Origin of the sequence: Streptomyces sp. L2, from assembly GCF_004124325.1 — a bacterium.
GTDB lineage: Bacteria > Actinomycetota > Actinomycetes > Streptomycetales > Streptomycetaceae > Streptomyces.
The window spans coordinates 168,888-183,717 of sequence record NZ_QBDT01000002.1; the positions used below are offsets into that span (position 1 = coordinate 168,888).

General features: G+C 68.8%; 5 protein-coding genes and 1 tRNA gene. 2 read left to right on the forward strand and 4 right to left on the reverse strand.

The annotated features are described in order from the left end of the window. Positions 1–10 precede the first annotated feature (10 nt). The 4 genes from DBP14_RS35445 to DBP14_RS35460 all read right to left on the reverse strand — a co-directional run bounded on the left by DBP14_RS35445 (position 11) and on the right by DBP14_RS35460 (position 12,244). Positions 11–1,207 (reverse strand): FAD-dependent monooxygenase, encoded by a 1,197-nt coding sequence (locus tag DBP14_RS35445; RefSeq protein ID WP_129312347.1) that lies wholly within the window; start codon positions 1,205–1,207, stop codon positions 11–13. Further along, on the reverse strand, positions 1,204–8,478 hold the full coding sequence (locus DBP14_RS35450) for a non-ribosomal peptide synthetase (RefSeq protein ID WP_241741388.1): 7,275 nt from the start codon (positions 8,476–8,478) through the stop codon (positions 1,204–1,206). The genes DBP14_RS35445 and DBP14_RS35450 overlap by 4 nt, the downstream gene beginning before the upstream one ends. Positions 8,479–9,201: 723 nt before the next feature. Next, positions 9,202–12,066 carry an AAA family ATPase gene (locus tag DBP14_RS35455; protein ID WP_129312348.1) on the reverse strand — a complete coding sequence of 955 codons (2,865 nt, stop codon included), beginning with the start codon at positions 12,064–12,066 and terminating at the stop codon, positions 9,202–9,204. 100 nt (positions 12,067–12,166) lie between these two features. Then, positions 12,167–12,244: transfer RNA gene (locus tag DBP14_RS35460), tRNA-Leu, on the reverse strand. Positions 12,245–12,545: 301 nt separating this feature from the next. Between DBP14_RS35460 and DBP14_RS35465 the strand changes: the two genes are divergently transcribed. Together DBP14_RS35465 and DBP14_RS35470 are read left to right on the forward strand one after the other, a co-directional pair. Next, the gene (locus DBP14_RS35465) at positions 12,546–13,460 is read left to right on the forward strand and encodes a SidA/IucD/PvdA family monooxygenase (protein ID WP_164992576.1); all 915 of its coding nucleotides are present in this window, start codon (positions 12,546–12,548) and stop codon (positions 13,458–13,460) included. Positions 13,461–13,532: 72 nt separating this feature from the next. Beyond that, positions 13,533–14,615 (forward strand): C40 family peptidase, encoded by a 1,083-nt coding sequence (locus DBP14_RS35470; RefSeq protein WP_129312350.1) that lies wholly within the window; start codon positions 13,533–13,535, stop codon positions 14,613–14,615. The last annotated feature ends 215 nt before the right edge of the window (positions 14,616–14,830 follow it).

The window sequence follows — 14,830 nt, forward strand, 5'->3', positions numbered from 1 at the left end:
CGGGCTTTCATCACGTGGGAGCGAAGGTCAGCAAGGACAGGTTCTGACGGTAGAGGACAGGCGCCGGAGTCCAGCGCAGATACGCCCCGCGCAGCATGCACGGCAGCGGACGTTCGTACTGCTCGATCACGCTCAGCCTGTGAGAGAGGCGCACCATGCGCCGTGCCCGGTCCCGGCGCAGGGACTCGTAGGTACGCAGGCCCTGTCGGGGGCAGGCCGATCCGGCGAGGCTGCGAGCCAGGACGACCGCGTCCTCCACCGCGGTGCCCGCCCCTTGACCGAGGCTGGTCAGCATGGGGTGAGCCGCGTCTCCGAGGAGCGTGACGGGACCTTCGCCCCAGCGTTCGAGAAAGGGCCGGTCCTGAGCCGGCACGCTGACGATCGCCTCCTCCGGCGTGATCCGGATCGCCTCCTGCACCTCGTCCGCCCAGCCGGTGAAGGCCCGGGCGACCTCGTCCTTCCCGCCGTTCCACCCGCGCGCGGCCGAGGGAGGCATGTTCTTCGTGCCCCACCAATAGGCTCTGCCATGCCCGATGTCGACGAGTCCGAAGCGTCGGCCGGAACCCCAGTAGTGGCGTACGCAGCCCGCGGTGAACCGGGGATGCGAGAAGGGTGTCGTCGCCAGCCAGCAGACATACCCGTGTTCGCGTGGCTCCTCGGGGCCGGTCAGTTGCCGGCGCACCACGGAGCGCAAGCCATCGGCGCCGATCAGCACGTCGCCGTGTGCCTCGTAGCCGTCCGTGAACCGCACGCGGACGCCGTCAGCGGTGGGTCTGAAGTCGACCGCGGAGGCACCGAGCCGTACGGATCTGTCGCCGAGTTTCTCAAGGAGCGCCTGCTGCAGGTCGGCCCGGTGGATGTTGACGCTCGGGGCTCCGAGCCGTTCACCGATCTCCTTCAGAGGCAGCTTCCTGACCGGGCGTCCGCCGGCATCGAGGAAGTGGAAGGTCTCGATGGATCGACCGCGCCGTTCCAGTCCGAGGTCGATGCCGATGGAGCGCAGCGCGGTGAGCGCGTTGCTCATGAGCGACAGCCCTGTCCCGGCCGGCCAAAGGTCACCGGCGCGCTCGTACACCTCGGCATCGATTCCGGCCCGGCGCAGGGCGACGGCGGCGGTGAGGCCGCCGATGCCCGCACCGATGATGATCGCCTTGGGCGCGCGTCCCGACGCCGTTGTTCTCTTCCCGCCAGTCTGCGCCCTGTTCACGCGGTCACCTCGTCGATGCGTCGCGCCACGACCGAGACGTACGGTTCCGTCATGAGCCGGAGGTGGTCGCCGGGTACGTCGATCACGTCGACGCGGCCCCGAGTCCACGCCGTCCAGCCGTTGGCCGGGTCGCGGTGCGCGCTGCCGACGGCTTGGTGAGCCGGCTCCAGGGCCTTGGGCAGCGGCCCGGTCGCGCGCAGCAGTGTGAGGTCCTGATCGCACACGTCCGGGCGGTAGTCGATCAACGCCTGCCAGTTGGCCCGGAACACCTGGAAGAGACGACGTACGCGACCGGGTGAGGCACCGCGAGGCAGGACGCCCGCTTCCAGCGCGCGCCGCAGAATGTGGTCGAAACGTTCCTGCTCGCTCAGCCCCGGCGGCAGCGCCTGTGCCGGGGTGTTGGCGCCGCCGTCCAGTGACAGCAGTTCCCACAGGAACCACTCGGCCAGTTGCTCCTCGGCCACGTCGTGGTACGTGCCCGGGGTGATCGAATCCAGTAGCACGAGGCGATCGACGACCTCGCCGGAGGCCTTCAGCTGCCGGGCCATCTCGAAGGCCACGAAACCGCCGAACGACCATCCACCCAGCCGGTACGGGCCGGAGGCCCGCACGTCACGGATGGCTTCCACATAGCTGCGCGCGAGGGCGGGGACGTCGCTCAGCGGCCGAGTTCCCGGTTCGGCCCCTGCCGCCTGCAGCGCGTAGACCGGCTGTTCCCCCGGAAGCAGGCGCGCCAGCCGCTCGTAGCACAGCACGTTGCCGCCGATGGGATGGACCAGGAACAGGGGCGGCCGGGAGCCGGATGTCCGCATCGGCACCAGGGGGTCGAAGGTCGTCACCGCCTTCTTCTCGCGCAGCCGGCCGGCGAGTGCCGCGACCGTGGGTGTCTCGATGAAGGCGGACAGCGGGACACCGACCCGGTACCGCTTCTCGATCATCGTGACAAGACGCATGGCTGTCAGCGATGTCCCGCCGAGCTGGAAGAAGTTCTCGTGCACCCCGGGCGCCGGGATCTGGAGCAGGTCGGACAGCATCTCGGCCAGTCCGCTCTCGTACTCGTCACGCGGTGGCACATGCGCGGCGGCCGGCGCGGCCGGCGCCAGCGGCAGAGCGCGCAGTGCGGCATCGTCCCGCTTGCCACTCGGGGTCAGCGGCAGACTCGGCACCCAGGCGAACCGGGATGGGATCATGTACTCGGGCAGCGTGGCCCGCAGCCGCCGTACGATGTCGCCGAGATCGACCGAGGCTTCGCCACCCACCAGGAACGCGGCGAGAAAGGCCGGGGCGCCTTCCGGCCGGCGGGCTGTGACCGCGACCTCGCGCAGGGCGGACTGGTGCGCGGCCGCCTTCCTGATGGCCAGCTCCACCTCGCCGGGTTCGACGCGGAAGCCGCGGATCTTCACCTGGGTGTCCGTCCGTTCCAGGCACACGACGGCGCCGCCGGGCAGCACCCGGGCCAGGTCGCCGGTCCGGTAGAGCCGGGTGCCGCTGGGGTGAGTGACGAAGCGCTCCCGGGTCAGCCCGGGTTCTCCTTCGTAGCCCTCGGCGAGGCAGGCGCCACCGAGGTAGATCTCGCCCTTCGAGCCCTCGGGAACCGGACGCAGCCACTCGTCCAGTACCCGCACCTCGACGCCGTCGATGGGGCGTCCGATCGGCGGGAGGTCCGGGAATCCGGCCGGGTCCCCCGTCAGCGGGAAACTGGTCACCACATGGGTCTCCGTCGGCCCGTACTGGTTTTCCAGCAGGCAGCCGGGCAGCGCGGCGCACAGCCGGCGAATCTCGTGCGTCACCCGCAGTTGCTCGCCCGAGGAGATCAGTACGCGCAGCCGGCGCGGACGCAGGCCCAGCGCCGTGGCGGCCTCGGCGAATTGCTGCAGGGCGACAGCGGGGAGGAAGACCCGGTCCACGCCCTCCCTGTCGAGTAGGCGCAGCAGCTCGGGCATGGTGCGGCGCTGTTCCTCGGAGACCAGGAGGAGGGTGCCGCCGCCGCAGAGGGTGGAGAAGATCTCCTGGAACGAGACGTCGAAACCGAGTGGTGCGAACTGAAGCGTGGTGCCGCCAACGGCGCCGCTCGGTGTCCGGTTCTGCCATGCGACGAGGTTGGCCAGTGCGCGGTGCGGCATGGCCACGCCCTTCGGCCGGCCCGTGGAGCCGGAGGTGAAGAGCACGTAGGCGATGCTCTCCGGCGGGATGGGCGGCAGCGGGGGTTCACTCGCGTTCGTGCCGCACTTCGTGGGAGCGAGGAGCGACTCGGTGGACACCACGTCCGAGCCCTCGGGCACCAGGTGGGCGTGCTCCGCGTCCGCGACGACACGGAACGGCCTGGTCCGGGCGAGGATGCCGGCGATCCGGTCCTCCGGGTAGCTGACGTCCAGGGGAACGCAGGCGGCGCCCGCCTTGGCGATGCCCAGGACCACGGCGAGCATCCCGGGCGATCTGTCCATGGCGATCCCGATGCGGGCCCCGGGGGGCGCGCCCATGGAGAGCAGCCGCCGTGCCACCCGGTCGGCGGCCCGGTCCAGCTCCTCGTACGTCCAGCGGTCTTCGGCCATGGAGGCGGCGATCGCGCGGGGCGTATACAGGACCTGGCGCTCGAACCGGCGTACGACGTCATCGGCTTCCTCCGCGAGGAAGCCGAAGCCCGGCTTCTCGTGCGGGTGGTCCACGATCCGCCGCAGGATCTCGGCGTAGCGGCGTCCGAACAGATCGGCCTGGGACGAGGTGAATACGCGGCCATCGCCGTCGATGCGCAGCTCCAGGTGGCCGTCGCGGGGATCGGTGATGGCGTTCACCAGGAGCGGGAAGTTCGTCTGCTCCCAGATCTCGACCCCGTCCACACGCAGGCAAGCGGTACGCAGGAGCGCTCCGAGGACATGAAAGTTGACATAGTTGAACGCGGTCCGCAGTACGGCATCACCGTCCCGCTGGATCGCACTGAGCGGATAGCGCCGGTAGGGGTGGCTCTCGCGCTCGCCGCGCTCCACCTCACGTACGGTTTCGAGCCAGCTGCGCGCGCTGCCGCCCAGCCGCACCGGAATCGTGTTCAGGAACAGTCCTGCGGTCCGCTCCGAGCCGGCCTCGTCCGGGCGGCCATGAGTGACCAGTCCGGTGGTGACCTCGCCCGGCCCCTGAAGCAGCCTCAGGGTGAGACAGTGGGCCGCCAACAGCACGGACTTCACCGGCATTTCGTGGACGCGCGCGAAGCTGCGCACCGCCGCCGTGAGCCGTTCGGGCAGCGCGACGTGCCGTACGACAAGACCGGAGTCACCCGCGGCCTCGTGCGGCCGGAAGCCGTCCGGGCACGCGGACGACGACTCACGAAGCGCCTCGTCCCAGAACCGCCGGTTGTCCTCGGAAGCAAGAGCGCGTCGCTCGTCGCGCACATGGGCCGCGAACGAAGGGAGGGGCATGTCGGGCACAGGGGCGATGTCCTTACCGATGGCATGCAGATAGTCCTGGAGCAGCTCGCCGATCAGATTCGCCACGCTCCACCCGTCCAGCAGCGCGTGATGGAAGCTGAAGACCAGGTCCACGGCACCGGATGGCACGAGGTGCACGCGGAACAGGCACAGGGGTGGCCGGTCGAACACGTATGGGTGGTAGCGCCGGTGTTCGATGTGTGCCCGGACGTCGGCCTCGGCCTTCTCGGCGGACGCCGAGCGCAGATCGGTGATCTCCAGGCTGTCGCCGGCCTGAGCCGGTGGGTGTACGACCTGCAGTGCCTGGGAGAACCCGGACAGGCGGAATGAGGAGCGCAGGACCGGATGGCGGACGAGCAGCCGCTCGTGGCATCGCCGGAACGCGGCTTCGTCCCAGGGCAGCCGGAGGACGTAGCGGAACACGTCGTGGTAGACGGACGATCCCTCGAAGGCACGGCTGTGATACAGCATCCCGAGCTGCAGCCGGGTGGCCGGGTACGCGTCCTCGGCGTCCGCGAGCCCGGCCCGATCCGCCCTGTGCACAAGGTCGAAGGGCTTCAGCACGGCGTCCGCGCTCGCCTCGGCGGCGGCCGTGGACGCGTGTGCGGCCAGCCCGGCGACGGTCGGACGACGGAACATGTCGCTCAACGTGAAGCGGAGTCCGCGTTTTTCCGCCTCCGCGCGGACCCTGAGCATCAGAATCGAATCCCCGCCGAGCGCATGGTAATTGTCGTGGATTCCCACAAAGTCCACGTCCAGCACCTCGCGCCAGACAGCGGCGAGCGTCGCCTCGGCCGCGTTCCGCGGCTCGTCACCCGGAGAACTGGCGCGACCCGGCGGAGAACTGGCGCGCGAGGGGGCGGGAAGAGCCCGCAGGTCGGCCTTGCCGTTCGGGGTCAGCGGAATCCGGTCGATACGCACGAAGCGCGCCGGGATCATGAACTCCGGCAGCATCATGCCGAGATGGGAGCGCAGTGACGCGGGGTCGATGTCCTCGCCGGCGACGTAGTAGCCGACGAGATACGCGCCGCGTGAGGGTGACGTGTGAGCGCTGACCGCCGCGCCGCGCACTCCGGGGAAGGCGGCCAGCCGGCTCTGCACCTCACCGAGTTCCACGCGGTTGCCGCGGATCTTCACCTGCTCGTCGATCCGGCCGAGGTACTCCAGTGTGCCGTCGGCCAGCCACCGCGCGAGGTCGCCCGTGCGGTACATGCGCTCCCCGGGAAAGAAGGGGTCCGCCACGAATGCCTCGCGGGTCAGTTCGGGACGTCCCAGGTAGCCGCGGGCGAGACCGGCACCGGCCACGCACAGTTCGCCGGGTGCGCCGACGGGCTGGGGAGCGTTGTGCCGGCCCAGCACATACAGCCGCGTGTTGTCGATCGGACGGCCGATGGGCACTCTCCGCGGGGCCTCGGCCGGTTCAGCGAAGCAGGGATTTCCGGCGTGGGGTGAGAGGTCGGCGTACGACACGTCGACCGTGGCCTCGGTCGGGCCGTAGAGATTGACCAGACGTGGCGCGGATGTCCCGGACCGGGCGAACACCCGGTGAAAGCGTGCGACGAGATCGGCTCCGAGGGCTTCGCCGCTGCAGAAGACGGTGCGCAGATGCCCGATACGCGCTGGCAAAGCGCGGTCGCTTTCCAGCAGTTCGAGGAAGGGGCCGAACATCGACGGCACGAAGTGCACCACCGTGACGCGCTGTTCGGCGACGGCGCGCAGGATCTCCGGTGGCTCCTTCTCCGCGCCCACGGGGAGCAGAGCCACGCGTGCGCCTGCGATGCCCCACCAGAACAGCTCCCATACGGAGACGTCGAAGGAACTGGGGGTCTTGTGCAGCACCACGTCGTCCGCGCCCAGCGGAAAGCGTTTCTGCATCCAGGCCAGACGGTTGAGCACCGAGTGGTGCTCAACCATCACGCCCTTGGGCCGTCCGGTGGAACCGGAGGTGTAGATGACGTAGGCGAGGCTGCGGGGTCCCGCTGTCTGTGCGGGAGGGCCGACCGGGTCCTGCGGGAGCGCGTCCAGAATGATCTCGCACGCCCCGGCAGCCGCGGACGGCATTGCGGGTCCGGCCCCACCACGAGCGTCCCGGCCGCTGGTCAGGACAGCCCGGGCACCGCTGTCGTCCAGCAGGAATCGGATGCGGTCCGCGGGATAGGACGGGTCTACCGGTACATAGGCGCCACCGGCCTTCAGCACGCCGAGAAGTGCCGCCAGCAGCTCAGGGCCGCGTTCCACCAGCACGGCCACCCGGTCATCGGGGCGTACTCCTTCGGCCCGCAGCCGCCGGGCGACGTGGTTGGCGCGGGCGTCGAGGCCGGCGTATGTCACCGCCGGGTGTGAGTCGCCGGCGGCGACGGCGATGCGGTCGGGTGTACGGCCGGCCTGTTCCTCGAACAGGCTGTGCAGCGTCGTGTCACTCGGGTACGGGGCATCGGTCGCGTTCCGGGCCCGGACGAGGTCGTCGTGCTCCTCGGGGCTGATCATCGGCAGGTTCGCCACCGGCTCCTCGGGCTGGTCCACCGCGTACCTGAGCAGCGTTTCGATGTGCCGTGCCGCCGCCTCGACGGGGAAGTCCTCGTCGAAGACATCAAGCGCGTAGTCGAGGTCGATCCGTATGTCCCCGGCGTCTTCGAACTCGCGGACATGGACGGCCAGGGCGTCCTGGCCGTGGCCGTTCGGCAGGGGCAGCGTCTCGGTCGAAAGCCCGGTGGCGCTCTGGGGGGCGGGCAGGCGCAGATAGGAGAGGGTGACGTCGTAGAGGCGCCTGGGACCGGTGCCGTGCGACGGCAGGGTGCGCAGCAGATCGCCGAGAGCCAGCCGCTCACGGCGCTTCATCATGAAGGCGGCCGCCTCCACCTGATCGGCCATGTCCTGCATGGATCTCTCGCCGTGTGCGGCCAGACGGAGCGGAAGCATGCTGGCGAAATTCCCGACGGTTCGCTTCTCCGCTCTGCCGTGGCGGTTGAGAAAAGGAACCCCGAGCCCCACCTCCTCACATCGGTGCACCCGGGACAGATACGTCGCGACTGCGGCCGTGAGGAAGGCGAAGACGGATGAACGCTTCCGTTCGCGGATTCGGTCGATGAGTTTCCGCTCAAGGGTGAACGTGTGGCGTGCACTGCGTCGGTGACCATTCGAAGTGCTGCCCGGCGACCTCACGGGAAAGAGCGGGGGACTGAAGTCCGCGAAGATGTCCCGGCAGAAGTCCCGGTCTCGGCACCACTGCGGCGAACCCCGGTACCGCGCTTCCTCTTCGGCGAACGTGAGGTACGAGGGCGGGGCGGTTTTCAGGGCGGTTTCCGTCGGCACGGCGGGCGCGTAGTCCGAGATGATCTGCCGCGCGAACTGATCCAGACCCCAGCCATCGGCGATGATGTGATGCGCCATCAGGAAGAGGTAACCGACTGACTCGCTCTCACGAAGCAGTGCGATGTCGAACGGCTGTCCGCCGTCCAAAGGGAGGGGGCGGACAGCCGCACGCTTCATCCAGTCCAGACAGGCGGCTCGTGCATCGTCTGCCAGGGAAAAATCGATGACCTGTATCTCGGGGACGTCGTCTCCGGCCCACTGGACGGGAATTCCGTCATGCTCTGCGAAGCGGAGTAGGAACGCATCATTACGTCGAACGGCTCGCCGGCAAGACTGCTCCAGGGCGTGAAAATCGATCTCGCCGGAAAGTCGTAAAGCGCCGCCGATATTGAATGCGGGTGTACCGGGGTGGCGCCAGCTTGCAGCCCATATGTCCCGCTGGTACGCCGTCAGTGAAACCGGCGATGCCGAACTCATGAGCGTCCCTTCAAAAGCAATCAGTGAATCGGAGTAATGTGTCGTGAAGGGAAACGAAACCATGCGGATAATGCCAGGGGCAAGCTGCCGCGACAATGGTGTGGTTGACCCGTCGGGTCTGGTTCGGTCACCGAACAATGACCGGTGGCGGGCACGTCGTTCGCCGCGGAGACGGACGTCACAGTGTGGACGGCAGCACCTCGGCGCGCAACGGCGAGCAGCCGCCGCCGGTGCAGGTGACCAGGCGTTCTCGTACTACCCGGCCTAGACGGGAGCCGTTCGATGCGCGCGGCGGCAGCCGGCGGCTGAGCGTGGTGGTTCGGCGCGGAGAGCAGTGCGAAGGCGGCTCGGTAGCGAGAACAATGCGACACAAAATGCGGATCGCACTCTTAATCGCCACCATATTGACGCTCGAAGGTGCCGCAGCGCTTCTCAACAACGGATTCAGAACGTGATCCTCAGAGTTCCGAACATCGACGTCCTGCCTCCCGGAACTCCAAAAAGCCGAACGTGACAATGACATCATCAGGATGCTGAAGGTGTTAAACGGGCAAGGGGGGTGTGTTTACGTATAGACGCGTCAATAGGCGCAAAGAAAAGACCTCACCCTGAATCGTTCGAAGACGCACACAGACTGGGGCGAGTGGCGCAACTGGGCCAGTGAGACCGCCACATATTAGAGTCCCGCATGCGATAAGGCCGGCCTGGAGCAGGAAGAGCGGCGAGCGCCGAAGCTCGCCCTGTACCTGGGCGACCGCGACGTCCCCGACCCGATGGGCAAGGCCGTCAGCCGTGAACGCGACCGAGGGCGTCCTTGAGTCCTGCCCGGCCGGAGACTCCGAGTTTGCGGTACGCACTTGTCAGATGGCGCTCCACGGCACGCGAGGTGACGTGCAGCCGTGCCGCGATCTCCCGGTTCCGGGCGCCTGAGGCGGCCAGCCGAGCGACCCGGAGCTCGCCCGAGGTGAGAGCGGACCAGCGGTCGCTCCCCATGGCGCGGGGCCGGGCACCCGAGTTGGTCAGTTCGGCCAAGCCGCGCTCGGCCAACGTCACCGCTCCGCACTGATGCGCCACGTCCACCGCGCGACGCAAATGGGCCCGTCCCTGGCTCAGGTCCCCTGCGGCTATCTGCGCCGCCCCGTAATCGATCAGAGTACGGGCCAGTTCGAGCCGGGCGCCGGCTGCTTCCTGATGTGCGACCGCGGCTGCCAGCGCGCGCCGGCCTGCCTCGCCACCGGTGACGACGCCCAGCGCCCACAACGCCTGGCCCACAGCCCGCGGCGTGCCCCAGCGTTCGGCGAGCCGCACTTCTTCATCAGCCAGGCGGTGGGCCGGCCCCGGCTCGCCGAGTGCGGCATGAAGGAGCGCGGCGTCGGACCGCCACGTCAGCAATGCCGGATTCGCCAGCGACTGCGACTCCAGCCGGCGTCCGCACTCCAGAACGTGTGTCAGCGCACCCTGCGGGTCCCCGGACGCCGCCCTCAGCCGCCCTTCGGCCAGGCTCAGTACGGCACTTTCCCAGCCGTCCATGTCGCCGGCACCAGTGATCCCGGCCGTGGCACCTGCGAGGGCAGCCGCTTCCTCACGCCGGCCGCAGTCCAGTAAAACGGTGATCATGTGCGCGGCGGCACTCGCGCGGAAACAGCCGGCCGGCAGTTCGAAGAGTTCGTCCACCGCCGGAGCCACGGCTGCCAACGCCTCCGGTATCTGCCCACGGCGGTGGTGCACCATCGAACGTCCGAGCGCGGCCGCAGCCAGCAGGACGCGCGCACCGGTTCTGCCGGCGTCACTCGCGATCTCGTTGAAGATCCGCTCCGCCTCGGCCAGATCATCGGTGCAGACCAAGCCGAGTGCCACGAAGAACGCGAGCTCGGCACAGCCTTCGCGAACCAGCAGGCCGCTGCGGAAGGCCTGGATGGCCAACGTCCGGGTACGCGAGGCGGATTGCCCGGCCAGCGTCGCCTGCAGCGCCTGAACGCCCAGCCGCTGGGCCTCGTCGCCCGCCGTGCTCTGCGGCGCGGCCCGCACGAGGGGCTGTATCGAGGAATCTCCCGCATCGGGCAGCCGGTGCTGTGCTCCAGCGGCCCGGGCCAGCGTCCACTGGACATGGAGCAGTGCGTCGATCTCCTGGCCCGCGAGCGGACCGGTGCCTGTCTCCTCGGCGGCCGTGACCGTCGACCGCAGGCCGGCTCCGGTGTCCAGCAGCACGTCGACGGCCGCGCCGAGTCTCCCGCAAAGCAGGTGAGCGGTGGAGAGTAACGCCGCTTGCCGGGCCCGCCGGGCGGGGTTCGCGGCGGTGGCCAGCGCCTCACTGAGGTACCGGCAGGCGACGGCCGGATCGCGGTAGAGCAGCCCGCGGCCGAGTTCCGAAAGCAGCCGCTCGCGCTCCTCCTCGCACACAGGTTGGCGCAGCCCGCGACGCAGGTAGGCCACGGCATCCTCTGGGGCGGAGCGGCGGAGCGCGTCTGCCGCGGCGGCGCGTAGGGCGGGAATCACCCACGACTCGGCCATCGGCTCCGAGACGAGCAGCAGATGCCCGGCCACCTGCTCGTTCGTGGCGCCCGCGGCATGGCTCGACCGGGCGGCACGGATCCGGAGCGCGGACCGCTCGGCCGGCTTGACCTCGTTCTCCAGCGCTTCCCGCAGTGCCGCGTCGCTGAAGACGATGCCGGGAGCGTCGGCCGATACCGCTCCGATGCGCTTGAGGTCCTGGAGAGCCACGGCGGCGGCTCGCTCGTCGAAGCCGGTCAGGGAGGCCACCAGGTTCGGATCGGCGCCTTCGCCGAGGACCGCTGCCACCCGGGCGAACAGGACCGTCTCCGTCGGCTCCCGGTGAACCAGGGTATGTGTCATTCGCAGACGTGAGTGCCGCGCCAGTGCGGCGAGTCCATCCCGCGACCAGGCTCCGGCAGTGGCCTGAGAGCCGCGCAGCGCATTCAGCAGGTCGCGCACCAGCCGCGGGTTGCCGCCAGTGACCGTCCGCAAGGTGTCGGAGAAGCCTGCGTCGGTCAGGCAAGCACCGGGGGGCCCTGGGTGAGGCAGTGCCCCGAAAGTGCGCCTGAGCAGCCGGTCTATGCCGTCCGCGGTGAGGGCAGGCAGCACCATGCGGTGGGATCGGGGGTGGTCCAGTACCAGGCCGCTGCCTAATCGGCCGCCAGGAGTGGGCGTGCCGGTCCCGGCCGCGGTTGAGGTGGCTACGAGGAGAGTGGGCAAGCCGTCAAGCCGCCGTGTGGCATAGCCCAACCACTGGGCGGACTGTTCGTCGCACAGATCCAGGTCGTCTACGGCGAGGACCACCGCTTGGTCCTCTCCCAGTGCCCGGATCATCTGGCAGAGAGCTTCGAAGGGCTCGAACAGGGTGGAGGGCGGAGCCGCGGCGCGGCTTGGCGCGGGAACATGGAGGGCCGCCGGAGTTCCCTGGAAGAGCTGGCGTATCGCGCCGAATGGTGAGTCTCGCTCGGCGGCGGAACAGCGGGCAGCCAGAACCCGCGTGCCGCGCAGGCGTTCCTGACTGGTCCATGCGCTGAGCAGGGCCGTCTTCCCTGAGCCGCAAGAATCCTCGATGACCACCACGCCACTTGTTCCCCCCTGCGCGTGGCGGGCCAGACGTTCCAGCTCAGCGAGCTGATCGGCGCGGTCGACCAGTTCCACGAACGAAGTTCCTTCCCCGAGGGCCTGCGATGAGTTCCTCCTGGGAGACGTGCGGACTCCGGGGCTGGTTCGCCCACGATGGGGCGCGGTTCGCCAAGGGTGGTGCCCGGGGCGGGACTCGAACCCGCACTTGTGCCGTTTTTAAGGCGGCTGCGTCTGCCAATTGCGCGACCCGGGCAGCGGCCCACGCGGCGTCGCATGACGACAGCCGGTGATGGACCGCTTCATGGGGTTGGACACGGCACGCGAATGGCTGTGACGCGTGAGGCCGGTCACACGACGCGCTGTACAGAGGCCGCGCGGTGCGGCAACCAGAATCACTTCACGTCGTTGTATGAACGAAGCCGCTGATCAACGAATCCCGTGCTGCGAAGGGAGATATCCGCGCCCTTCGTGTTCTGTCATGTCCTGCTTCTGTCATGCCTTCCTATGACCGGCTGTTAGCACCAGCGGAAGATAGCAAATAGATCATGGATACAATGAGTGAAGAAACTGAGCCCTATGACCTGATCGGCGTGGGGATCGATGCGTTCGGCGCGAGCCTTGCCGCTCTGGCCGAACCTGCGCCCGACCTCCGTGTTCTTTTCCTTGAGAGGCAGCCGCGCTTCCAGTGGGGGCCAGGGGTGCGCCTGGACTCTGGGCACCCCTGCATTTCTATGCTGGCGGACCTGGTAACCCTTGCAGACCCCACCAGCAGATGGTCGTTCCTCGCGTACCTGCACACACGCGAGCGCTTGTACCCTTTTCTGTCGCTGCGGCGTTTCCATATCTCCCGTATGGAATACGACCACTATTGCCGATGGGTCGTCAGATCCCTGCCCGCCTGCGCTTTTGGCCAGTCGGTCCGGTCGATCCACTGGAGCGAGGAGGATGGGCTCTTTCACGTCGAGCACACGGATCCAGACGGCCGAAGTGCCGTACGCCGAGCCGTCAACGTTGTGCTCGGTACAGGGGGCGGGCTCCCGAAGCACGGGCCGGAGTGCATCCTTCCGCACTGTGCCGATGCGGTGGCCGGTGATGTCAGTGACCCGTTTCACGCAAGCGTGACGGACCGATGCCTGCCGCTCTCGCGTCCCGATTTCCTCGACCCCATGGTGCCCTTCATCGAATGGGACGACCTGGGCCGTTTCCGAGTCGACTCCACCCTCCGTGCCGCCCTCGCACCCTGGATCCGCGGATCGTTGTTCGTACATACCGCAGCGCTGCACCTCGACGGTTCTGGCCGTCCCGACCTTGGCCAGGCGGCCCGGGGCGGCGCGACCATCATCAACACGTTGCTCGGTCGCGAGCACTACGACATGCCCGGCCCCGGGGCGCCCGTGCCTGTGACGACGGCCTTTCCTCAGGAGCTCGGAGGCGATAGGGGAAGGAGACCGGCCGCTGTGGTCGACTAATCCCGTCATACTCCGATTCGCCAGGCCTCTTTATGTCCACTGACGGTCAATCAGCGGTAGGGCAGAGGTGGCATGAGACCGGGCAAGCGTGGCATCTTCGCGGTGGCCGTCGCCATGGTGAGCGCGGTCACCGTGGTAGCGGCATCGGGCACAGCCTTCACGACTCCCGGCCCCGTACCGGCACCGCCCCCCGCCGCCCCCACGTCCTCGATCGTCCCGCAAGCGAATCTGGAGGACGTCCGTAAGCGGCTCGACAAGCTCTACCACGACGCCGCTGTCGCCACGGACGCCTACGACGCCGCTGAGGAGGCGTCCAAGACGCAGGGAGCGCGAATCGCCGAGCTGTCCGGGAGGATCGCCACGGCGCAGCGGAAGCTGGCCATCCTGAAGGACCGGGCCGGTGCGGCGGCCCGGTCCCAGTACCGCACCGGTGGTCTGCCGCCCACGGCCGAGCTGCTGCTCAGCGACGACCCGCAGCAGTTTCTGGACGGGGCCGGCCGGGTGCTGCAGGGCCAGCGGGCGACGCAGAACCTGCTCGGCGAAATGACCCGCACAGAGAAGGACTTACGGCGATACGCCGCAGCTGCCTCCGCACAGTGGAAGCGGCTGGAGGCCGACCGCGTGGCCAAGGCTGCCGCCAAGAAGGCAGTCCAGCGGCAGATCGACGAGGCGAAAAGGCTCGAGTCCCGGCTGGAGAAGAGGGAGAAGGAGAGGCTCGCCAAGCTGGAGCAGGAGGCCGCCCTGCGCGCGCAGACGATCTGGCTGGGCACCGGCATCCTCAAGAAGGTCCGCGGCAAGGCGTCCGCGCAGGGCGAGGAGGCGGTGCAGTACGCCACGGCGCAGCTCGGCAAGCCGTACGTGTGGGGCGCGGAGGGGCCGGCCTCCTTCGACTGCTCGGGCCTGACCTCCCAGGCGTGGTCGGCGGCCGGCCATCCCATTCCGCGCACCTCGCAGGAGCAGTGGAAGCAGCTCAAGCACGTCGACGTGAAGGACATGCGCCCCGGCGACCTCATCATCTACTTCGGCGACGCCAGTCACGTCGCGATGTACGTCGGCGACGGCGCGATCATCCACGCCCCGCGTCCCGGCCGGACGGTGACGGTCGCGGGGGCGGGCTCCATGCCGATCCTGGGGGTCGTCCGACCGGACGCCTGAGACCGTTTTGGTGGCGTTGGGGCGAGGCCGCGGGCCCACGTGGCGATCGGTGCCACGACCGGGGCGCCGTTGATGTCATCTGATCGCGTAGCCGAGCAAGGACTCTGTGGTGTATCGCCCGCAGTCGGCGCGGCCGGATACGGAGTGGTCACCGTTTTCCGGGTTGTAGCAGCGGTAGAGCGGCACCGACCCTGGCCTCCGGCTCGTGCTGCGCC